At 67.0% G+C, this 22,002-nt stretch carries 19 protein-coding genes and 1 riboswitch; of the genes, 10 read left to right on the top strand and 9 right to left on the bottom strand.

Annotated features, from left to right (window positions below; genetic code table 11):
* Positions 1 to 13: 13 nt before the first annotated feature.
* Positions 14 to 772, bottom strand: coding sequence for a DeoR/GlpR family DNA-binding transcription regulator (locus WT53_RS25380; protein WP_006491117.1), 759 nt, complete (start codon positions 770 to 772; stop codon positions 14 to 16).
* A gap of 218 nt (positions 773 to 990) precedes the next feature.
* Between WT53_RS25380 and WT53_RS25375 the strand changes: the two genes are divergently transcribed.
* From WT53_RS25375 to nadE, 3 genes are all read left to right on the top strand, one after another.
* On the top strand, positions 991 to 1,176 hold the full coding sequence (locus tag WT53_RS25375; protein WP_006480515.1) for a hypothetical protein: 186 nt from the start codon (positions 991 to 993) through the stop codon (positions 1,174 to 1,176).
* Positions 1,177 to 1,376: 200 nt separating this feature from the next.
* Positions 1,377 to 2,246, top strand: coding sequence for a DMT family transporter (locus WT53_RS25370; RefSeq protein WP_060262182.1), 870 nt, complete (start codon positions 1,377 to 1,379; stop codon positions 2,244 to 2,246).
* Positions 2,247 to 2,436: 190 nt separating this feature from the next.
* The gene (nadE, locus tag WT53_RS25365; RefSeq protein WP_034204118.1) at positions 2,437 to 3,303 is read left to right on the top strand and encodes an ammonia-dependent NAD(+) synthetase; all 867 of its coding nucleotides are present in this window, start codon (positions 2,437 to 2,439) and stop codon (positions 3,301 to 3,303) included.
* A 75-nt stretch (positions 3,304 to 3,378) separates the two neighbouring features.
* On the opposite strand, the gene WT53_RS25360 is transcribed toward nadE, so the two are convergent.
* The 3 genes from WT53_RS25360 to WT53_RS25350 all read right to left on the bottom strand — a co-directional run bounded on the left by WT53_RS25360 (position 3,379) and on the right by WT53_RS25350 (position 7,609).
* Positions 3,379 to 5,055 (bottom strand): S10 family peptidase, encoded by a 1,677-nt coding sequence (locus WT53_RS25360; protein ID WP_059823506.1) that lies wholly within the window; start codon positions 5,053 to 5,055, stop codon positions 3,379 to 3,381.
* A gap of 73 nt (positions 5,056 to 5,128) precedes the next feature.
* The gene (locus WT53_RS25355) at positions 5,129 to 6,718 is read right to left on the bottom strand and encodes a protease pro-enzyme activation domain-containing protein (RefSeq protein WP_059823508.1); all 1,590 of its coding nucleotides are present in this window, start codon (positions 6,716 to 6,718) and stop codon (positions 5,129 to 5,131) included.
* Positions 6,719 to 6,988: 270 nt separating this feature from the next.
* Entirely contained in the window at positions 6,989 to 7,609 is a 621-nt protein-coding gene (locus tag WT53_RS25350) for a LysE family translocator (protein WP_059823510.1), read from the bottom strand.
* Positions 7,610 to 7,742: 133 nt separating this feature from the next.
* On the opposite strand from WT53_RS25350, the gene WT53_RS25345 reads away from it, so the two are divergent.
* A complete protein-coding gene (locus tag WT53_RS25345; RefSeq protein ID WP_059500532.1) occupies positions 7,743 to 8,207 on the top strand; it encodes an Lrp/AsnC family transcriptional regulator in 465 nt (154 codons plus the stop codon).
* Positions 8,208 to 8,270: 63 nt separating this feature from the next.
* Here WT53_RS25345 and WT53_RS25340 read toward each other — a convergent pair whose 3' ends face one another.
* The gene (locus WT53_RS25340; RefSeq protein WP_373558457.1) at positions 8,271 to 9,188 is read right to left on the bottom strand and encodes a LysR family transcriptional regulator; all 918 of its coding nucleotides are present in this window, start codon (positions 9,186 to 9,188) and stop codon (positions 8,271 to 8,273) included.
* Positions 9,189 to 9,321: 133 nt separating this feature from the next.
* Here WT53_RS25340 and speB point away from each other — a divergent pair, with 133 nt between their 5' ends.
* Positions 9,322 to 10,278, top strand: coding sequence for an agmatinase (gene speB / locus WT53_RS25335; RefSeq protein ID WP_006495120.1), 957 nt, complete (start codon positions 9,322 to 9,324; stop codon positions 10,276 to 10,278).
* 54 nt (positions 10,279 to 10,332) lie between these two features.
* On the top strand, positions 10,333 to 11,658 hold the full coding sequence (locus WT53_RS25330) for an MFS transporter (protein ID WP_060262180.1): 1,326 nt from the start codon (positions 10,333 to 10,335) through the stop codon (positions 11,656 to 11,658).
* A gap of 115 nt (positions 11,659 to 11,773) precedes the next feature.
* Here WT53_RS25330 and metE read toward each other — a convergent pair whose 3' ends face one another.
* Positions 11,774 to 14,068: a 5-methyltetrahydropteroyltriglutamate--homocysteine S-methyltransferase gene (gene metE / locus WT53_RS25325; RefSeq protein ID WP_060262177.1), complete on the bottom strand. Its 2,295-nt coding sequence runs from the start codon at positions 14,066 to 14,068 to the stop codon at positions 11,774 to 11,776.
* 128 nt (positions 14,069 to 14,196) lie between these two features.
* On the opposite strand from metE, the gene WT53_RS25320 reads away from it, so the two are divergent.
* Entirely contained in the window at positions 14,197 to 15,105 is a 909-nt protein-coding gene (locus WT53_RS25320; RefSeq protein WP_060262174.1) for a LysR family transcriptional regulator, read from the top strand.
* 22 nt (positions 15,106 to 15,127) lie between these two features.
* Here the strand turns inward: WT53_RS25320 and WT53_RS25315 are convergent, their stop codons facing one another.
* The gene (locus WT53_RS25315; RefSeq protein ID WP_034204110.1) at positions 15,128 to 15,850 is read right to left on the bottom strand and encodes a CbtA family protein; all 723 of its coding nucleotides are present in this window, start codon (positions 15,848 to 15,850) and stop codon (positions 15,128 to 15,130) included.
* A gap of 14 nt (positions 15,851 to 15,864) precedes the next feature.
* Entirely contained in the window at positions 15,865 to 16,074 is a 210-nt protein-coding gene (locus tag WT53_RS25310; protein ID WP_006488502.1) for a CbtB-domain containing protein, read from the bottom strand.
* Positions 16,075 to 16,106: 32 nt separating this feature from the next.
* Positions 16,107 to 16,250, bottom strand: a riboswitch (cobalamin riboswitch).
* Positions 16,251 to 16,295: 45 nt separating this feature from the next.
* Between WT53_RS25310 and WT53_RS25305 the strand changes: the two genes are divergently transcribed.
* The 3 genes from WT53_RS25305 (at position 16,296) to WT53_RS25295 (ending at position 19,707) form a co-directional block, all read left to right on the top strand.
* Positions 16,296 to 16,886: a histidine phosphatase family protein gene (locus tag WT53_RS25305; protein WP_060262171.1), complete on the top strand. Its 591-nt coding sequence runs from the start codon at positions 16,296 to 16,298 to the stop codon at positions 16,884 to 16,886.
* A gap of 165 nt (positions 16,887 to 17,051) precedes the next feature.
* A complete protein-coding gene (locus tag WT53_RS25300; RefSeq protein ID WP_034204108.1) occupies positions 17,052 to 18,644 on the top strand; it encodes an inorganic phosphate transporter in 1,593 nt (530 codons plus the stop codon).
* A gap of 301 nt (positions 18,645 to 18,945) precedes the next feature.
* Positions 18,946 to 19,707, top strand: a complete 762-nt coding sequence (locus WT53_RS25295) for a 2OG-Fe(II) oxygenase (protein ID WP_060262168.1) — start codon at positions 18,946 to 18,948, stop codon at positions 19,705 to 19,707.
* Positions 19,708 to 19,963: 256 nt separating this feature from the next.
* Here the strand turns inward: WT53_RS25295 and WT53_RS25290 are convergent, their stop codons facing one another.
* Entirely contained in the window at positions 19,964 to 21,388 is a 1,425-nt protein-coding gene (locus tag WT53_RS25290) for an MFS transporter (RefSeq protein ID WP_060262165.1), read from the bottom strand.
* Between the last annotated feature and the right edge of the window lie 614 nt (positions 21,389 to 22,002).

The following is a 22,002-nucleotide window of genomic DNA, read 5'->3' as shown; positions in this document are numbered from 1 at the left end:
TGTCGGACGCGCGTCAGTCGCACACGAGCAGCTCGATCCCGCGCGCCGTCAGCGCGCGCCGCACGGCCTTGTCGGGCGCGCGCTCGGTCACCAGATAGCGGGCGGCGGCCGCGCCGTTGATCCGCACCGGCGTCACGCGGCCGAATTTCGAATGGTCGGCGACGATGATCGCCGTGCCCGCCGCCGCGATCATCCGGCTGCGCACTTCGGCCGCGAGCCGGGAGTAGTCGGTGCACTCGCCGTCGGGCGTGATGCCGCCGGCGCCGACGAACGCGAAATCGACGTGGTATTGCGCGAGCTGGTGGATCGTGTCGAGACCGAACGTGGCATCCTCGTCGTCGGACAGCTCGCCGCCGAGCAGCGTCACGCGGTTGCCGTTGCGCCGCGCGAGCACGAACGCGGTGCGCCAGTCGTTCGTGTAGATCGACAGCCGGTGCCGGTCGGCGAGCGCCAGCGCGACCGCATGCGGCGTGCTGCCCGAATCGATCAGCACCGACGCATCGTCGGGCACGAATTCGGCCGCGCGCCGCCCGATCGTGCGCTTCGCGTCGGCGTTCGCGGCTTCGCGCTCGGACAGGCTCGGCTCGCGGCGATCCGCGGCCAGCGCGCCGCCATGCGTCATCACGAGCAGGCCGCGCGCGGCCAGCGCGTTCAGGTCGCGCCGCACGGTTTCGCGCGAGACGTCGAGCGAGCGCACGAGTTCCGCGACCGACAACGCGCCCGACCGTCCGAGCTCCGACAGAATGTATTGATGACGTTGTTCCGCCAGCATCGCGTGTACGCCCGAGGCGACTGGTAATGGGTAAGCCGGCCATTGTATTACGGACGTTTGACGACCATTTGACCGCGCCGGGAAACGTGGCCGGGCGGCGGCCCGGCGCGTTTCCCGAAAGCGAAATTCTGTATTGTCTGGCGCGCGCGAATCCGCGCGGCGCCGGTTGCTACACTTTGCGCTTCGCCGAACGAACGACCGACAAAGGGGCTCGCGCCATGTATCGCAAAGGCAGTGTGATCGAAATCCAGTTCCCGCCGGAACGCCTCAACGACGCGGCAGGCGATCCATACTGGATCGACCTGACGCTCGACGAAGCGCGCCGGCTCTACGAACAGCTCGCCGCGCGCTTCGCGACCGACGCGCGCGCCAACCAGCCGCTCGACACGTTCTCGATCGACTGACCGTCGCCGCGGCGCGCCCCGTCCGCGCCGCGCCGTGCGGCGGCCGCTCGTCCCCGCCGCCCCGCACACCGGCGCGATGGCCGCCGGCACGATCGCACGCCGCGCGGCACGAGTGCAGGATTCGACAAGACGCCGGCGCCGCTTCGACCGATACTGGCCGACTTTCCGGTTCCGTCCGGCCGCCTCGCGGCCCGTCATGCATGCTTACCTCGATCGTCGCCGCCGCTTTCGTCGCGCTCTGGTCCACCGGCTTCATCGTTGCCCGGGCGATCAAGCCTTACGTCGATCCGAACCTGTTCCTGCTCGCGCGCTTCGCCGGCACGGCCGCGCTGTTCGGCGTGGTGGCGCTCGTCGCGCGCGCGCCGTGGCCGGCCCGCCGCGAATGGCCGCGCCACCTGATCGCCGGGGCGCTGCTGCAAGGCGTCTATCTCGGTGCGAGCTACTGGGCCGTCGCGCAGGGACTGAATGCGGGCGTGATGGCGCTGCTCGGCGCGCTGCAGCCGCTTGCCACCGCCGTGCTCGCGGTCCCGCTGTTCAACGAACGCCTGCCCGCACGCGGCTGGCTCGGGATGGCGCTCGGGCTGGCCGGCGTCGCGCTCGTGCTCGCGCCGAAAGTCACGGGCGGCGTCGCGCCGCCGCCGGGCGCGGCGCCCGCGTGGCTCGTCGTCACCGTGTCGGTTCTGGCGGTCGGCTCGATCACCGCCGGCTCGCTGTACCAGAAAGGCAAGCTCGCGCAAAGCGATCTGCGCACGGCGGTCGCCGTGCAGAACTTCGGCGCGGCGCTCGTCGCGGCCGTCTTCGTCGTGCTGCTCCACGAAACCCGCTGGATCGGCGCGCCGGCGCTGTGGATATCGCTCGTGTGGGGCGTCGTGTTCCTGTCCGGCGGCGCGGTCACGATGCTGATGTGGATGCTGCGGCGCGGCAATGCGGCGCGCGCGACGTCGCTGCTGTTTCTCGCGCCGCCGCTGGCCGCGCTGCAGGGTTACGGGCTGTTCGGCGAAACGCTCGCGACGATCCAGCTCGCCGGCTTCGCGCTCGCGCTGCTGGGCGTCGTGCTCGCGCGGCGCTGACCTGGCCATCGGGCGCCGCCCGGACGCCCTTCGCGCCGCCTCCTGCACCCGCCCGGCGCACCGCGCACCACGGCGATGCGGCGCGTCTCGCCGAAGCAACGCGAAACCGCCGGATCGCAGGCCCGGCGCGGCGACACGCCGCAATTGCGCTTATGATGTGCGCCTTGCATTTCGTTCCGGAACTTCACTCATGACATCCGCCGATTACGCCAGCCGCCAACGCGCGATCATCGCCGAACTGAACGTCGCCCCGCACTTCGACGCCGAAGCCGAAATCGATCGCCGCGTCGATTTCCTCGCGCAGTACCTTCGTTCGACCGGCCTGCGGACCTACGTGCTCGGCATCAGCGGCGGCGTGGATTCGTCGACGGCCGGCCGGCTTGCGCAACTGTCGGTCGAGCGCCTGCGCGCCGAAGGCTACGATGCGCGCTTCATCGCGATGCGCTTGCCGAACGGCGTGCAAAACGACGAAGAGGACGCGCAGCGTGCGCTCGCGTTCGTGCGCGCGGACGAGGTACTGACGGTCGACGTGAAGCCGGCCGCCGATGCGATGCTCCGTTCGCTGGTCGCGTCCGGCCACGCGTTCGAAACCCCCGCGCAGCAGGATTTCGTGCACGGCAACATCAAGGCGCGCGAGCGCATGATCGCGCAGTACGCGGTGGCCGGCGCGCGGCGCGGCATCGTGATCGGCACCGACCACGCGGCCGAATCGCTGATGGGTTTCTTCACGAAGTTCGGCGACGGCGGCGCGGACATCCTGCCGCTCGCGGGCCTGAGCAAGCGTCGCGTGCGCGGGGTGGCGCGCGCGCTCGGCGGCGACGAGCTGATCGTGATGAAGGTGCCGACGGCCGACCTCGAGGAGCTGCGCCCGCTGCGCCCCGACGAGCACGCGTATGGCGTGACCTACGACGAGATCGACGATTTCCTCGAAGGCAAGCCGGTCGCCGACCGCGTCTACGAAACGGTGCTGCGCTTCTACGACGGCTCGCGCCACAAGCGCGCACTGCCGTACACGATGTTCGACTGGCCGACCGCGCAACCCGGCCACTGCGGCTGATCGACGGCGCGGCGCCACTGCGCCGCACCGCGCAAACCCGAACGGTTCCGCGCGGCACGGGCGCGACCGGCAGCGCTACGCGTTGCCGCCCGTCTTCTTCGCCTGCAGCGCACGAATCCGCATCCGCGCGCCCGTATCGCTGACCGTCGCGTCGTACATCGTCGCGAGATCGCGTTTGAGCGCGGTACGCGAGCCGCCGTCGAGATACACCATGTGCCCCGACGGATAGAACCGCGCGGACAGGTTCTGCCGCACCTTCTGGTCCTCCAGCGGCATCTGCTGCAGATCGATCACGGTCTGGTAGAACGGCGTGACGAAGTCGTAGAGGCCATTCGCCGACAGCACCTTCAGGTCGACGTTCAGCGCCATCACCGCGGCGAGGTCGCCGGCCGTGTAGAGGATCACGTTCCCCTTCGCGTCGATGCCCTGCTGTGCGCCGGTCGGGTCGACGTGGCTGAAGTCCCAGTTCCGGAACGCCTGGTCGTTCAGATCCGTGAACGCGGAATTCGACGTGAACTTCAACTGCTCGTTCAGGTAACTGTTCCACATCGCCGTATAGACGCCCGTCACGGCCGTCATCGTCGGATCGTTGCCGCCCGAATTCGGGTCGATCTTGCCGGCGATGCCCGACGAGATCCCCGTCACGCGGCCGTCGTACGAACCGAGCGCGAGCCCCTGCGCATGCAGCAGCGTCGTCAGGAACAGCGAGTTGCCGCGCGTGTCGTAGCCCGCGATATCGAGGCCCCACGATTGCAGCGTCGCCGTATCGATGCCCGTGTATTGCGACAGCTTCTGCACGGTGGCCGGGTTCGCGTGCGGCGCCGCGCGCAGCGCGGCCAGGTAGTCGGTGCGCGCGAACTGCGCGACTTCCTCGACGAACGCGCCGAGATCGCTCGGCGGCGGCTTGATGCCGAGTTTCTTGTGATACCACGCGTCGGCCGCGGCGGTCGGCAGCGCGCCGACCGGGTTGCCGGCCTGCCGGTAATCGAGGATCGACGATTGCAGCGTGACGCCGTTCAGGTCGACGCCATCCTCGTGCAGCTTGTACGCGAGCACGCAGCTGCGCGCGGTGCCGTACGATTCGCCGAACAGGTATTTCGGCGAGTTCCAGCGATTGTTCTTCGTCAGGTAGCGCTTGATGAACTGCTTCAGCGAATCCGCATCCTGGTCGACGCCCCAGAAATCGCGATTCTTGTGCGGCGCGACGGCCGCCGAATAGCCGGTGCCGACCGGGTTGATGAACACCAGGTCGCTGTGGTCGATCATGCTGTCCGGGTTGTCTTCGATCTGGTACGGCGCGGGCGGCGTGAAACCCGGCATCGACGTCTTGATGCGCTTCGGCGCGAACGAGCCGAGCAACACGAACACCGACGACGAACCGGGCCCGCCGTTATAGAAGAACGTCACGGGCCGCGTTTCTTCCTTCGCGCCGTCGGCCGTGAACGCGACGTAGAAGATCTTCGCGGCCGGCTGCGAACTGCTCGGATCGACCGTCACGAGATGGCCGACCGTCGCCGTGTACGCGATGCGCTTGCCGTCGATCAGGATCGTGTGGTGCGTGATCGCGGCCGCCTCGGTCGTGTCGGTCACCGAGTCGTCCGGGCCGTTGCCGTATGCGACCGGATCGAAGAACGGCTGGTCGCGGCCGTGGCTCAGCGCGACCGGGTTGATGGTCGGCGGCACGCCATGCGAATTGTGGTCGCCGTGATGCAGCGGATACACGCCGCCGGAAGATGCGGAATCGATGCCCATCGTGCTGCTCCTGGAGGTGAAAAAAGACGCGGGCAGACCACCCGCGTCGAACCGAAAGACCTGCGCCGGCGCGTCAGCTCGACGGCTTGCGCGCGAGGATCGCGGCGAGCTGCGCGCCGTTCGGGCTGCCGAGGCCCGTGCACGCGTCCCAGCCCGACGCGGCCGCATACGTGCCGTTCGATCCTTTCGTGATGTCGCGCAGCGCGCCCGGGTTCTTGTACAGCGTCGGATTGATCCAGCCGGCGGACGTGCCGGCCGCCGCGTTGATTCGTGCGATCAGCGCGGCCCACAACGGCGCGACCGCGCTCGTGCCGCCCATCACCGCCGGGGTGCCGGCGATCGACACCTCGTAGCCGGTCTGCGGCGACGCGTCGCCGGCCACGTCCGGCACGCCGCGCTTGGCAAGCGGCGTGCTGCTGCCGTCGGCGTGCGCAACCGAGAGCCCCTGCTGCCATGCCGGCAGGTCGAACAGCGCACTGACGCCGCCGCCGCCCGCACCGCCGCCGGACGCCTCGTCGTTCCACGCGACTTCGCTGCGAATGCCCTGCCCGGGCAGCGCGTCGAGTTGCGTGCCGCCGCAGCCGAGCACGTACGGGCTCGACGCGGGGAAATCGACGTGATCGGCGCCATCCTGCAGCCCGTCGCCCGAGCCGCTGTCGCCCGACGCCGCACAGACGGTGATCCCCTGCGCGGCGGCCGCCTGCAGCACGCGGTTGAACGCGTGTGCCGACTGCGCCTGCCAGATCGCTTCCGGGCCGCCCCAACTGATCGAGATCACGGAAGGCCGGTTGGTCTTGTCGGTGACGGCCGCGTTGACGGCCTGGATGAAGCCCGCGTCGCTGTTCGGCGCGAAGTACACCGCGAGCTTCGCGGCCGGTGCGATCGCGCCGGCGATTTCGATGTCGAGCGCGACTTCGCCGTCCGGGCCGTTCGGCTCGCCGGTCGGCGCGTTGCGGCCGGTGCCGACGTTCACGTCGACGAGCGTCGGCGGCGTCGCGATCCCGAGCCCGCGGAAATACTGCTGGATGTCGGCCGCGCGATAGCCGCCGCCGAGCTCGACGATCGCGATGCATTGTCCGGCGCCGTCGCCGGCCGGGAAGTCGTACAGCGACGCAAGCTGGATCGGCGTGAACGTGACGGCCGCCGCGCCGCGCGCCGGCCTGAACGGCGGGCGGATCCGAAAGTGCGGCCGCGCCTGCGGACGGCTGTCGAGACCGAGCACGGCCGTCACCGCATCGCCGAGCTCGTCGGGCAGCGCGATCGGGCCCGACCGGCCGCGATACTGACCGATCGCCCGATGCTCGAAGCGCTCGAGCTTCACGCTGAACGCGGTTTCGAACTGCCGGATCGTGCCGGACAGCACGACGACGCTTTCGACCGGGTCGACGCGATCGACCGTCAGTTGATGACGATGCGCGAATTCCTCGGTCTTGCGGATATCGTCGGGATTGGCGGAGAAACGCTGCGCGAATGCATCGCGCGACAGCGGTTTTGCGTGCGCGTCGCCGGTGGCGAGCTGGTGAACCAATGCATCGAGTTGCCCTTCTTCCTGCCGCCGCAACATGATCGTGACGTGGATGCGTTCTGCCGGATCGCACTGGCCGAGACACTTGGACTCGGCGACGATGCGGGGTTCACGGTCGGCTTGAAGATGCCTTGCCATGTTCAGACCCTCCTTGGTACCGCGTTGCACGGAACAGCCAGGAAATCGGACATAGCCTGCGGAAGACGGTTCCGTTCGGTCAGTCGGTTTGCGACGGCGCGTTCGCGCGAAGCTAGAGGAAGTTTAGAACAGTCAGACGATTTGCGCGCACGCCCTTCTGCGGCAACGCGCACGAGCGCGGGCCGGCATCGCGCGCGGCCGGCGTCGATCGTCGCATGGCCGCCGCCACGTCGGTCGACCTGCGCGGCGGCCATGCAGCGAAGGCCACGCTCAGTCCATCGACAGCCGCAGTGCGAAACCGATCAACGCCGCGGAAAAGGTCCAGCGCTGCACCGTCTGCGCCAGCGGATGCGCGCGCATCCATGCCGCGATGCGCGACGCGCCGAACACGCATGCGAGGTCGAAGCACACGCCGGCCGCCACCAGCAACGCGCCGAGCTCGAACATCTGCCCGACGACCGGCCCGGTCTCGGGCCGCACGAACTGTGGCAGCAGCACCGAGCAGAACAGCAGCGCCTTCGGATTCAGCAGGTTGGTCAGCAGCCCCTTCACGAACGACTGCCGCAGTTCGCCCGCCGCCGCATCGCCGTCGCCGAGCGCGAACACCGGCGAGCGGAACACCTGGATCGCGACATACGCGAGATAGAGCGCGCCGCCGTAGCGGATCACCTCGTACAGCCACGGCGCGCTGCGGATCAGCGCCGCGACGCCGCACGCCGACAGCGTCACGTGCGCCGTGCGCGCGAGCGACAGGCCGGCCGCCGCCGCCATCCCCGGCCGCACGCCGCGGCCGATGCTGGTCTGCAGCACGAGCGCCATGTCGGGCCCCGGCACCGCATAAATGGCCGCCAGCGCGGCAAGATAAATCAACAGCAAATGCGTGGAAATCATGGTCTGCCCCGTCCTCCAATGACGATATGTTGCCGTTGAAGGACGAGGGATTACTGGCCATTTTTGGCGAATAATTGGCGATCGGTAGGGGAATCCGCCACAATCCATGGATCGAAACAAGGATTCCGCCAATATGATCGACCTCGACAAAACCGACCGCGCGATCCTCGCTGCGGTGCAACGCGACGGCCGCCTGCCGATCGCGCGGCTCGCCGAATCCGTCGGGCTGTCCGAGACGCCTTGCGCTCGTCGCCTGAAACGCCTCGAAACCGACGGCTACATCGAACGCTACCGCGCGCAGCTATCGCGCCAGGCGCTCGGCTTCGGCGTGGTCGCGTTCGTGCTCGTGCGGTTCGCGACGCACGACCGCAAGGTCGCCGACCGGTTCGAACGGGAAGTGCTCGGCATCGAGCGGATCCTGGCCTGCCACAACGTCGCGGGCACGGCCGACTACCTGCTGCAGGTGGTCGCGCGCGACCTCGACGACTACGGCACGTTCCTGCGCGATTCGCTGCGGATGCTGCCGGGCGTGACGTCGATCGAGTCGGCGCTGTCGCTGCGCGAGGTGAAGCACGACGCGGGGTTGCCGGTGCCCTGACGCGCGCCGGAGCGGCGGCCTGCCCCGGTGTAACGCTCGTTCACACTGTTGGCGGCACCGCCGTCATGCGAAGTCGGATGACTGGTGCGCGCGCTCGAGATCCTCGAGAAACGCCTCCACGAGCGGATTCCCGCGGCCGTTGCGCGCGACGACCATGTGGAACGTCACGTCGTAGCGCAGTTGCTCCGGATTGAGCGGTGCGAGCAGCCCCTGCGCGACGTAAGGCGCCGCGAAATGCTGCGGCAGGTAACCCAGATGGTGGCCGGACAGGATCAGCAGCGCGACGGCCTCCATGTTGTCGGCGGTCGCGGTCACGCGATCGGGCGTCGTCGACAGTTGCGCCTCGGGCAGCGGATACGAGCGCCACGCCCATTCGAAACCGGCGACGTCGGCCGGCGTCAGCGCGCCCGCGCCGTCGAACAGCGGATGGCCGCGGCCGCAATACGCGACCTGACGCTCGACGAACAGCGGCGTGTAATGAAGCGACGGCACGCGATGCCAGAAGTAGCCGACCGCAATCTGGATCTCGTCGCTCAGCAGCTTCTCCTCGAGATCGCCGGGCGCGCGCACCGAAATCGAAAAGCGCACGGCCTCGTCGCGGGTACGGAACGCGGCGATCGCCTCGGCGATCCGCGCATTCTGGCTCACCGGCGTATGGCCGATCAGGCCGATGTTCAGCGTGCCGACCAACTGGCGGTCCATATGCCGCGCGGCCATCCCGAATTCGTCGAGCGCCGCCAGCAGCTTGCGGCTCATCGCGTGGAACCGCTCGCCCTTCGGCGTGAGCCGGAAGCCGCTGCGGCCGCGTTCGCAGAGCCGATAGCCGAGCCGCGTCTCCAGCGACGACAACTGCGCGCTGATCGTCGACTGGCCGACGTTCAGCACGGCCTGCGCGGCCGACACGCCGCCCGCGTCCGTGACCGCGAGAAACACGCGGATCAACCGCAGATCGAGGGTCGACAGATTCCCCAGCACGTTCATCCCCTTCCATACATCGACGACGATCGATGTTTACGTCGATATCTTCGCATTCTTCTTTCCCGACGGAGCGCGTAAAACTGTGCGCCAGACCGCGTCGCATGATACGGCAACCCCACCCCGAAAGAGACACCCCATGAACGACCACACCCATTTCCAGCCGCTCGGCGGCAATGAAATGCCGCGCTGCGGCGGCATCGCGACGATGATGCGCCTGCCGCACGTGGCGAGCGCCGAAGGCCTCGACGCGTGTTTCGTCGGCGTGCCGTTCGATCTCGGCACGTCCAACCGCACGGGCGCGCGCTTCGGCCCGCGCCAGATCCGCACCGAATCCGTGCTGCTGCGCCCGTACAACATGGCCACGCGCGCCGCCCCCTTCGATTCGCTGCAGATCGCCGACATCGGCGACGTCGCGATCAATCCGTACAACCTGCACGATTCGATCGCCCGCATCGAGGCCGCGTACGACGCGATTCTCGAGCACGACTGCAAGCCGATCACGCTCGGCGGCGACCATACGATCGCGCTGCCGATCCTGCGCGCGATCCACCGCAAGCACGGCAAGGTTGCATTGATCCACGTCGATGCACACGCCGACGTGAACGACACGATGATGGGCGAAAAGATCGCGCACGGCACGCCGTTCCGCCGCGCGGTCGAGGAAGGCCTGCTGCACGGCGACAAGGTCACGCAGATCGGCCTGCGCGGCACCGGCTACGCGGCCGAGGATTTCGACTGGTGCCGCGAGCAGGGCTTCCGTGTCGTCCAGGCCGAGGAATGCTGGAACAAGTCGCTCGCGCCGCTGATGGAGGAAGTGCGCGCACGCATCGGCGATACGCCCGTCTACATCAGCTTCGACATCGACGGCATCGATCCGGCCTACGCGCCGGGCACCGGTACGCCGGAAATCGCGGGCCTCACGGTGCCGCAGGCGCTCGAGATCATCCGCGGCGCGAAGGGGCTGAACATCGTCGGGTGCGATCTCGTCGAAGTCGCGCCGCCGTACGACCCGTTCGGCACCACGGCCCTGCTCGGCGCGAACCTCGCGTACGAGCTGCTGTGCGTGCTGCCGGGCGTCGCGTACCGCGACTGATCCTCGCGCCGCCACCATTCCAAATCAGAAGATTCCAGAGGAGCACACATCGAGATGGGGACTTCCGTCAAGCAACCGAAGCGGGCGGCGCTCGCTTCGTTCGTCGGCACCACGATCGAGTGGTACGACTTCTATAGTTACGCGACCGCCGCCGCCATCGTGTTCGGGCCGCTGTTCTTTCCCGGCGAAAACCGCTTCATCAGCCTGCTCGCGTCGTTCGGCTCGTTCGCGGTCGGCTTCTTCGCGCGGCCACTTGGCGGCGTGATGTTCGGCTACCTCGGCGACCGCTTCGGCCGCAAGCGTTCGCTGCTCGCGACGCTGATGCTGATGGCCGTGTCGACGGTCGCGATCGGCCTGCTGCCGACCCATGCGCAAGCCGGCGTGATCGCCCCGATCCTGCTCGTGCTGATGCGCGTGCTGCAAGGCATCGCAGTCGGCGGCGAATGGGGCGGCGCGGTGCTGCTGGCCGGCGAGCATGCGCCCGAAGGCAAGCGCACGTTCTTCGCGTCGTTCGCGCAGCTCGGCAGCGCGAGCGGCCTGATCCTGTCGATGCTCGCGTTCGGCGCGATCAGCACGCTGTCGAAGGACGACATGATGAGCTGGGGCTGGCGCGTGCCGTTCCTCGCGAGCTCGGTGCTCCTGATCGTCGGCTTCGTGATCCGTGCGAGCGTGTCGGAGTCGCCCGAGTTCGAGGAAGTGAAGCAGAGCGGCAACATCGCGCAAAAACCGCTGCGCGAAGCGCTCAAGTACTGGCCGCTGCTGCTGCTCGCGATCGGCGCGAACGTGTACGGGATCGCCGGCGTGTATTTCAGCAACATCTTCATGATCAGCTATGCGACGCAGTTCCTGTCGCTCGACCGGTCGATGGTGCTGCATTGCATGACGATCGTCGCGGTGCTGCAGTTCGTCGTACAGCTTGCGGCCGCGTTCCTCGCGCAGCGCTTCGGCACCACGCGCGTGCTGCTGATCGCCGGCGCCTGGGCGATGATCGTCCCGTTCGTGATGCTGCCGCTCGTGCACCTGGGCACGCCGGTGTCGATCACGGTCGGCGTCGGCCTCGCGACGCTCGCGGAATCGGGCTACTACTCGGTGGTGGCGGGCTTCGTCAGCGGCATCTTCGTCGCGCGGATCCGCTATACGGCGATCTCGATCGCCTATCAGGTGTGCGGCGCGCTCGCCGGCGGCCTCACGCCGCTCGTCGCGACGCTGATCGCGCAGAACGCGGCCCCGCAATGGTGGCCGCTCGCGATCCAGTACACGAGCGCCGCCGCACTGTCGTCGCTGTGCGTGTGGCTGATCGCACGCCGCGTCGGCATCGACGATGCGGGTGCGCCCGGCAAGACGAACGACGCGCTGCCGCGCGGCACGCGCGCCGCGTAGCGCGACGCAGTGCGCAACTGCATGCATGACGAAAATCGGCCCGCTTCTTCCGCGGGCCGATTTTTTGCCTTCCGACCGTCGATCGCGACGGCGCCGCCCAGCGCTCGCTGCGTGGTTAACGCATCTGGTTGCGCAGCGTCTTCGCGGCGGCGACCATGTTCGTCAGCGCCGGAATCACTTCCGACCATTGGCGCGTCTTCAGCCCGCAATCCGGGTTCACCCACAGGCGTTCCGCCGGAATCCGCTCGGCCGCCTTCCTCATCAGCCCGACGATGTGATCCTGCGTCGGGATGTTCGGCGAATGGATGTCGTACACGCCCGGCCCGATTTCGTTCGGGTACTTGAAGTCGTCGAACGCATCGAGCAGCTCCATGTCCGAGCGCGACGTCTCGATCGTGATCACGTCCGCGTCCATGTCGGCGATCGACGCGATGATGTCGTTGAACTCCGAATAGCACATGTGCGTGTGGATCTGCGTATCGTCCTGCACGCCGTTCGCGGCGATGCGGAACGACTCGACCGCCCACTGCAGGTATTCGCTCCATTGCGCGCGGCGCAGCGGCAGCCCTTCGCGCAGCGCCGCTTCGTCGATCTGGATCACGCGCACGCCGGCCTTCTCGAGATCGAGCACTTCATCGCGGATCGCCAGCGCGAGCTGGTAGCACGATACCGAGCGCGGCTGGTCGTCGCGCACGAACGACCAGTTCAGGATCGTCACGGGGCCGGTGAGCATGCCCTTCATCGGCTTGTCCGTCAGCGACTGCGCATAGGCGATCCATTCGACCGTCATCGCCTTCGGGCGGCTGATGTCGCCGAACAGGATCGGCGGCTTCACGCAGCGCGAACCGTACGACTGCACCCAGCCGAACTGGCTGAACGCGTAGCCGTCGAGTTGTTCGCCGAAGTATTCGACCATGTCGTTGCGCTCGGCTTCGCCATGCACGAGCACGTCGAGTTCGAGCGATTCCTGTTCGCGGACACTGCGCTCGATCTCGGCCCGCATCGCCGCGCGATAGCCGGCTTCGTCCAGCGCGCCGGCCTTGAACCGGCTGCGCGCCTGGCGAATGTCGGCGGTCTGCGGAAACGAGCCGATCGTCGTCGTCGGGAACGCCGGCAGGTTCAGGCGCGCCGACTGCTTCGACGCACGCTGCGTATAGGGGCTCGCGCGGTTGCCGAGCTGCGCGTCGATGCGGGCGATCGCGGCCTTCACCGCCGGGTTGTTCACGCGCGGCGAGCGGCGGCGCGAATCGATCGCGGCGGCATTCGCGGCGAGCGCGGCGGCCACCTTGTCGCGACCTTCGTTCAGCGCGGTCGCGAGCACCTTCAGCTCGTCGAGCTTCTGCAGCGCGAACGCGAGCCACGAACGGATTTCCGCGTCGAGCTTCTCCTCGCTCGCGAGATCGACCGGCACGTGCAGCAGCGAGCACGACGGCGCGAGCCACAGCCGGTCGCCCAGTTGCTTCGCGAGCGGCTCGAGCCAGTCGAGCGTCGCGTTCAGATCCGTCTTCCAGATGTTGCGGCCGTTGATCGCGCCGACCGACAGCACGCGATCGGCCGGCAGTTCACGCACCAGCGCGTCGACTTCGTCGCGTGCGTTGATCGCGTCGATATGCAAGCCGTCGACCGGCAGCGACGCCGCGAGCGTCAGGTTGTCCTGAAGCTGCCCGAAGTACGTGGCGAGCAGCAGCTTGATGCGGCGAGTTTCCAGCGCCGCGTATGCGGTACGGAACGCGCGGCGCCATTCGGCATCGAGCTCGGTGACGAGAATCGGCTCGTCGATCTGCACCCATTCGACGCCCTGCGCGGTCAGCGTGTCGATCAGCGCACCGTACACCGGCAGCAGCTTCGGCAATAGCGCGAGACGATCGGAATCGTCCTTCGCCTTGCCGAGCCACAGGTACGTGACCGGGCCGAGAATCACCGGCTTCGCGTGCACGCCCTGCGCGTTCGCTTCGGCCAGTTGCTGCAGCAGACGCGACGGATCGAGCGAGAAGTTCGTGTCCGCATGGAACTCCGGCACGATGTAGTGGTAGTTCGTGTCGAACCACTTCGTCATTTCGCCGGCCGCGACACCGCCGCAGCACGCGGCGTGCTCCTGCGCCGACTGCGCCGAACGGCCGCGCGCGACGCGGAAATAGTTGTCGAGCGCATCGCCGTGGAAATCCTGCACGCGTTTCGGCAAGTTGCCGAGCGTGAAGCTCATGTCGAGCACGTGGTCGTAGAACGCGAAGTCGCCGATCGGCGCGAGGTCGAGATCGCGCTGGTCGTGCCAGTGACGCCGGCGCAGCTCGGCGCCGAGCGCCGTCAGTTCGTCGCGCGACGATTCGCCGTTCCAGTAGCGTTCGAGACCGAACTTGAGTTCGCGCTTCGCGCCGATGCGCGGAAAACCGAGGTTGTGTGTCGTGACCATGAAGCTGCCGTCCAGAGAAAAGGTGAAGATCCGGCAGCCATCATAGGGATTTCAAACCATGAAATAAAATGGCATTATTTCATTCATCCATTAATATTCTTCATGTATTTGCTGCATGAGCGCGATCCATGCTGGAACGATTCCATCTCGTCGTCATTCGCGAAGTCGAGCGCCAGGGCTCGCTGACCGCGGCGGCCAATGCGCTGCACCTCACGCAATCGGCGCTCAGCCATACCGTCAGGAAAATCGAGCAGCAGCTCGGCACGCCGATCTGGGACCGGGAAGGCCGCGGCCTGCGGCTCACACAGGGCGGGCAGTATCTGCTGAAGCTGGCAAACCGGCTGCTGCCGCAGTTCGAGCTTGCCGAGGAACGGATGAAGCAGTACGCGAAGGGCGAGCGCGGCACGCTGCGCATCGGGATGGAGTGCCACCCGTGCTACCAGTGGCTGCTGAAGGTCGTCTCGCCGTACCTGTCGTGCTGGCCCGACGTCGACGTGGACGTGAAGCAGCGCTTCCAGTTCGGCGGCATCGGCGCGCTGTTCGGTTACGACATCGACGTGCTCGTGACGCCCGATCCGCTGAACAAGCCGGGGCTGCGCTTCGATCCCGTGTTCGACTACGAACAGGTGCTGGTGGTCGCGGATTCGCACCGGTTCGCGAATGTCGACTACGTGAGCCCCGAGCAACTGACCGACGAGATCCTGATCACGTACCCGGTCGAAACCGACCGGCTCGACATCTACAACCAGTTTCTGACGCCGGCCGGCATCGTGCCGAGGCGACACAAGTCGATCGAGACCACCGACATCATGTTGCAGATGGTCGCGAGCGGGCGCGGCGTGGCCGCGCTGCCGCGGTGGCTCGCCGACGAGTACGCGGACCGGATGCCGGTCGTGCCGGTCAAGCTCGGCAAGCAGGGCATCGCGAAGCAGATCTTCCTCGGCATCCGCGAAGCGGACGCATCGATCGACTATCTGGCCGCGTTCGTCGCGCTCGCGCGCGAATCGACGGGGAGCGCGCCGCGCATGCTGCGCTAGGCGCACCCGTTGGTCTCGCGCGTCAGGCGGCGCGCATGCCCGCGCGTTCGCCGCGCTCGACCCACGCGCCGAACAGCAGGCCGATCGTCGTCCACATGATCACCTGCATGCCGATGGCCGCCACGCGGAATTTCCACAGCAAGGCCGCCGGGAAATCGGCCGGCAGTTCGCTGACCGACGGCAGCCCGATCTGCACGGCCGCGATGATCGCGACGAACACGAGCCCCGCGACGATCGACGCGTTCCATTGGCCAAGCTTCGCCAGCAGATGGCGACGCACGCCGACCGAGAACACCATCGTCGCGACCGAGATCGCGATCATCAGGAAGAACAGACCGGTGCGATAGCCGATCGTGTCGGGGTCGCCGACCGACGGCGGATTGGCCGGGTACTTGAGGTTCGGCACGATCACGAGCGCGACGAACGCCGCCAGCGCGAGCCACGCGGCCAGCGGCCGTGCCGGCAGGCGACTGCCTCGTCCGTATGCATACGCGAAGACCAGCGAGAACAGCCCGCCGAATGCCGCGCCGTAGGTCACAACACCCGTCAGCAACCCGAGGCCGGCCTGCGTGTGGCGACTGACCAGCTCGGGTTCCGGCGCCTCGCCCTGGGCGGCGGCGGTTTTTTCCTCTAAGGAGATCGCCTGATCGACTTGCGGTTCGCCGACCATTTTCGCGAACCCGAACGTGAGAAGCCCCGCGGCGATGCCTGCGAGCATCCCGCGCATGAGCAGCTTTCCGACCATCTTGTTACTCCGCGTCAGTGGCAGGGAAAGCCGAGCAGATGGCGGCCGTCGTGGACGAATTCGTGGACGTACATGCCCGGCACGAGCGACGTCGCGCCCTGTTCCGCGCCGACGAAATAGAGTGCGAGCAGCAGGATCAGGCCGACGAACACGGCCCACGGCAACAGTTCACGCACGGGAATGGGCGCCGGCACGACCGCCGGCTTCAGCACTGCTTCGCTCATGGATGCACCTCAGGGGAATCGCGCCCCGACAAATGATGGATGGGTACGAAGGCAGGTCTGGCTTCCGGGATCGTCGATTCCCCGGTTACAGTGGCGCGACCGCGCCGGAATTGCACCGGCTTCCGCGCTTCGTATCGGGCGAATTGTACGCGCGAACGTTCGCGTATTGAAGCGATGACACACGGCAAGTGCGCACCGCTCCCGATCGCCCGACAACCGACATGAACATGCATGCCTCGCTGCGCCTGATCGCACACGCATCGACCCGCGCAATGCGCACCGGCACGTTTCCCGACGACGATCCGCTCGACGCGCACGGGCTGGCCGAAGCCGCTGCGCTGCGCGGCCGCTGGACGGTCGGTGCCGGCTCGCTCGTGCTGTGCAGCCCGGCGCGGTGCGCGAGGCAGACCGCCGACGCACTCGGACTGCACGCCGATATCGACGATGCGCTGCGCGACATCGATTACGGCAATTGGCGCGGCAAGCGGCTGCACGATCTCGCGCGCGACCTGCCCGACGAACTGGCGGCGTGGATCGGCACACCGTCCGCGTCGCCGCATCGCGGCGAATCGTTCGACGGTGCCGCGCGTCGGGTCGGCACATGGTTGAGCGCACTGCCGCCCGATCGCGACGTCGTCGCGATCACGCATGCGCCGATCGTCCGCGCGGCCATCGCGCATGTGCTGCGGATGGGTACCGGGGCAGCCACACGCCTCCACGTCGCGCCGCTGTCGTGCACGACGTTCGTCGCGTCGCCGGCCGGCTGGACCCTGGCCGCGACGGACGATGACTCGCGCGACACCGGCGCGTAAGCCGCTGTCGTGTTCACTATGTGAGCGGACGATGCGCCCCCGACGCTTCGCATGCCGCCGCTCGCCTTACATCCCGTAAGACATTCCGTTCGGCATCCCGACTGTCATCAAACTGACTGCTAGCCGCAGCTAGGATCGGACGAGGCTCCCTTACGAGATGTCGTCATGAATCAACCTGCTTCGTCCGCCCCGAACAATTCGGCCTCCGTCGCGCGCACCCGGCAGATCGGCTATACCGTCTTCCTGTTGGTGCTCGTGCTTGGCGCCGCCTATATCGCCACGCACCTGGTCGACGATCTGTCGCCGGTCCGCGAAGGGTCGATGTTCCCGTACCTGCTGCTCGGCGCAGCACTGCTGATCGCTCTCGGCTTCGAGTTCGTCAACGGCTTCCACGACACCGCGAATGCGGTCGCGACCGTGATCTATACGCACTCGCTCACGCCGAACGTCGCGGTGATCTGGTCGGGCATGTGGAACTTCCTCGGCGTGATGGTCTCGAGTGGAGCCGTCGCGTTCGGCATCCTGCAGTTGCTGCCGGTCGAGCTGATCCTGCAGGTCGGCAGCGGCTCGGGCTTCGCGATGGTGTTCGCGCTGCTGATCGCCGCGATCGTCTGGAACCTCGCGACCTGGTATTTCGGGTTGCCGTCGTCGAGCTCGCATACGCTGATCGGGTCGATCATCGGTGTCGGGCTGATGAACCAGTTGATGCACGGGCCGTCCGGCACGAGCGGCGTCGACTGGGGCCAGGCGCTCGGCGTCGGCAAGTCGCTGCTGCTCTCGCCCATCGTCGGCTTCCTGTGTGCGTCGCTGTTGCTGCTCGTGCTGAAGGCTGTCGTGCGGATTCCCGAGCTGTACAAGGAGCCGCCGAAGGACCAGCCGCCGCCGTTCTGGATTCGCTGCCTGCTGATCCTCACCTGCACCGGCGTGTCGTTCGCACACGGGTCGAACGACGGACAGAAAGGGATGGGCCTCATCATGCTGATCCTGATCGGCACGGTGCCGACCGCGTATGCGCTGAACAAGGCCGTCACGCCCGCTGAATCGCAGACCTTCGTGGCGGTCGCGAACCAGGCGGCTGCGACGTTCGGGAAGTACACGAACGGCGTCGCGCCCTCCTCGAATCCGCGCGCCGATGTCGAACACTACGTGCAGCATCGCGAACTGACGCCCGCCGTGCTGCCGGCCGTGGCGCAGTTGTCCACGTCGCTCGCGACCGCCGTCGGCGCGTCGGGCTCGATGGCGGCCGTGCCGCAGCGCGACGTCGACAACGTGCGCAACACGATGTATCTGGTATCCGAAGCCATTCGCCTGATCGAGAAGTCGGGCCAGCCCGCATTCGCCACCGACGACAAGCTCGCGATCGACAACTATCGCAAGCAGCTCGACCACGCGACCAAGTTCATTCCGACGTGGGTGAAGGTTGCCGTCGCGATCGCGCTGGGTCTCGGCACGATGGTCGGCTGGAAGCGGATCGTCGTGACCGTCGGCGAAAAAATCGGCAAGCAGCATTTGACGTACGGACAGGGTGCATCGGCCGAACTCGTCGCGATGCTGACGATCGGCGCCGCCGACATGTACGGGCTGCCCGTGTCGACGACACACGTGCTGTCGTCGGGCGTCGCGGGCACGATGGCGGCGAACGGCTCCGGGCTGCAATGGAGCACCGTGCGCAGCCTCGTCCTCGCGTGGGTGCTGACGCTGCCGGCGTCGATCGCGCTGGCGGCAGGGCTTTACTGGTTGTTCAGGTCGCTGGCTTGATCGGCGACACGGCGGGTGGCGGGCGATAGCCGGCCATCCGCCGCGGCAGGCAGGGTCTCTCCGTCTCTCCGTCTCTCCGTCTCTCCGTCTCTCCGTCTCTCCGTCTCTCCGTCTCTCCGTCTCTCCGTCTCTCCGCTCCGGCACGTCGCCGCATTTAGTGTGTCGATGCCGCGCCTACAACGTTTTCCCGTCCGAATTAAAGCGCAAGATCTGGAGCGTACCGGCACACGGACGCCGCTAGACTGGGTTCGTCAACTTCCGTGAATTCGACCGTGCGCGATCGCACGGCGCCACACTGCCGATGCCTCGAGGTACGCCCGTGAACATTGCCGATCTGCAACCTGCCGTCGAACCGCTGGACATCGCACAACGCGTCGGCACCCTCGACTGGCCGAGCATCGAGGCCGAGCTCGATCGCTACGGATGCGCGTGCGTGCCGGGCCTGATGTCGGCAAGCGCGTGCGATGCACTCGCGTCGCTCTATCCGCGCGATGCGCTCTATCGTTCACGTGTCGTGATGGCGCGGCACGGCTTTGGCCGCGGCGAGTACAAGTATTTCGCGTATCCGCTGCCAGCGGTCATCGCCGAACTGCGCGCGACGATCTACCCGCATCTCGTGCCGGTCGCGAATCGCTGGAACCAGGCGCTCGGCATCGACGTCCGTTATCCGAAAGACCATGCGACATTCCTCGATCGCTGCCACGCGGCGGGACAGATGCGACCGACGCCGCTGATCCTGCAATACGGCGCCGACGACTACAACTGCCTCCACCAGGACCTGTACGGCGAGCACGTGTTTCCGCTGCAGGTCGCGATCCTGCTGTCGGCGCCGGGCCGCGATTTCAGTGGCGGGGAGTTCGTGTTGACGGAACAGCGACCCCGCATGCAGTCGCGTGCGGAAGTGGTGCCGCTGACGCAAGGTGATGCAGTGATCTTCGCGGTACACGGCCGGCCTGTGCAGGGAACCCGTGGCGTCTATCGCGTCAACCTGCGTCATGGCGTCAGCCGGATTCGAAGCGGCCACCGCCACACGGTCGGCATCATCTTCCATGACGCGCAGTAACGGGAATCGAAACAGCTGCGCTGCTGCCGCGCCGCTCATTGCGCATCGCATTCATGGTCGTCCCCGCACCGCACGCCGTCGTTCGGAAAACGACCGACCAAGCATGGCTGGCCGGAAGGCCGACTCGGCCGAGGGACGGAAGGCCGGTTGCGCTGACCGTCAGGCAAGCACGGCTGCAACGCATCAGCACTACCGGTGAACGCCGAAAAACACGCGCCCTCACCTGCCTCCCCGCCAATACGATTTGCAGTCCGGCCTAGCCGCGCGCCATGTTGGCCCGCAGCCGATCGCCGGCATCGGAAGCCAGCCGGGCGTAGCCCGGCAACGTCAGCAGTGCGAGCACGCCCGCCGCGACGAACGCCCAGCGGAAATCGTCGAGCACGTAGTGCATGCCGGCCGCATCGCCGCGCCCCCATGCCGCGAGCCGCAGCGACAATGCACCGAACGCGATCCCCATCCCGATCGTCATCTGCTGCGCGGCGCTCCACAGCGTGCTCGCCGCGCTCGTCTGCTGAGCCGGGATATCCGCATAAGCCAGCGTCGCGAGCGTCGTGAACTGCATCGACCGCGTGAGCCCGTAGACGAATACGACGAGCAACGTGATCGCCAGCGGTGTCGACGCGGTCAGCCAGCCGCATGCGATCGTGACGATGCCGACGATCGTCACGTCGACGAGCGCAACGCGCCGAAAGCCGTAACGGTCGAGGATCCACGATGTGCCTGCCTTCATCCCGAGATTGCCGAGCGCGCTGGCGAGCAACAACAGCCCCGACTGGAACGGCGACAGCCCGAAGCCGATCTGGAACAGCAACGGCATCAGGTACGGGACGGCGTTGATCGCCATCCGCGTGATCGAGCCGGTGATCACCGTCACGGAGAACGTCGGCACTTTCAGCGTCGTGAAATCGAGCAGCGGATGCGCGCAGCGTCGCGCATGCAGCCATGCGGCGATGCCGAACAGCACGCTTGCCCCCACCAGGACACCCGCGCGCGTGAAGTCGACATCCTGCTGGCCGGCTGCTTCGGTGCCGATCAGCAGGCAGGTCAATGCGCCGCCGGCCAGCACGAAACCGACCCAGTCGAGCGGCCGTTGCTCGTCGGCCCGCGTGTTCCGGACGATCAGGCAGGTACAAACGAGCGCAGCGATGCCGAACGGGACGTTCAACAGGAAGATCCATCGCCACGATGCATAGGTCGTGATGAAGCCGCCGACCGGCGGCCCGACGACGGGCGCGACGATGCCCGGCCACGTGATCGTCGCGATCGCGCGCATCAGCCTCGCCTTCTCGGTACTCCGCACGACGATCATTCGCCCGACCGGCACCATCATCGCCCCGCCGACGCCCTGTAGCAGCCGGGCAGCCGTGAACGACATCACACCTTCGGATAGCCCGCACAGCACCGACGCGCCGGTAAAGACGACGATCGCGCTCGCGAAGACCGTCCGCGAGCCATAGCGATCCGCGATCCAGCCGCTGATCGGAATGAACACCGCCAGCGCCAACATGTAGGCCGTCATCCCGAGGCTCAGTGCGTTCGGCCCAACGCCGAACGAACTGGCCATTTGCGGCAGCGCGGTCGCGATGACGGTCGTGTCGAGATACTCCATGAAGAACGTCGCGGCGACGAGATAGGGCAAGAAGTCGGTCGTCCGACCACCTTGAGCGGGGCTGTCAGTCATGAACGATGCAGGAGACGGAATGCAAAGGACACCGACCGCCGGCGGATGCAACCAAGCACCGTGAGATCGGGACGAACGGCGATATTACTCCGAAGGACTGACTCCCTGCTCTGCCGAGCATGTCGCGCGAATGAACTTTATGCGCATAGATTTTTATGCGATTTCGCACTGCGTTCGCTGCGTGATGCCCGGGACGCGGCGCATCGAAGATGCGACAAGACAAGGGGGATTTTGCGTCAGAAAGCGATGTTTATTGATCATCGTTGATCAACATCGCTCATCACCGGCCATCACAACACCGTCGCCGGATGTGCAGCACCGACGGAATCGATCCCGAAGACGGATGGTACGGTTGGTGGAGGTGCAGGGAGATTCTGGAGGGCACAACCACGGAGTGCTCGAGAACAGCGGAGGGCTAAATTGACGGTCCGGCACTGCAATTGATTGCGGCGGTGGAGTGCTAACGCCGATAGGCTGGGTGACACTTTCCGCCTGCACCGCGTATTTCCGCCGCGCCAATGCAAAAACCCCCGCCTTTCGGGCGGGGGTTTCTGGCTTAGGGAGCCTGACGATTACCTACTTTCACACGGGAATCCGCACTATCATCGGCGTAG

The sequence above is a fragment of the Burkholderia sp. MSMB2157WGS genome (assembly GCF_001532755.1).
GTDB lineage: Bacteria > Pseudomonadota > Gammaproteobacteria > Burkholderiales > Burkholderiaceae > Burkholderia.
The sequence above is the reverse complement of the archived record's forward strand: the minus strand, read 5'-3'. Positions and strand labels throughout refer to the sequence as shown.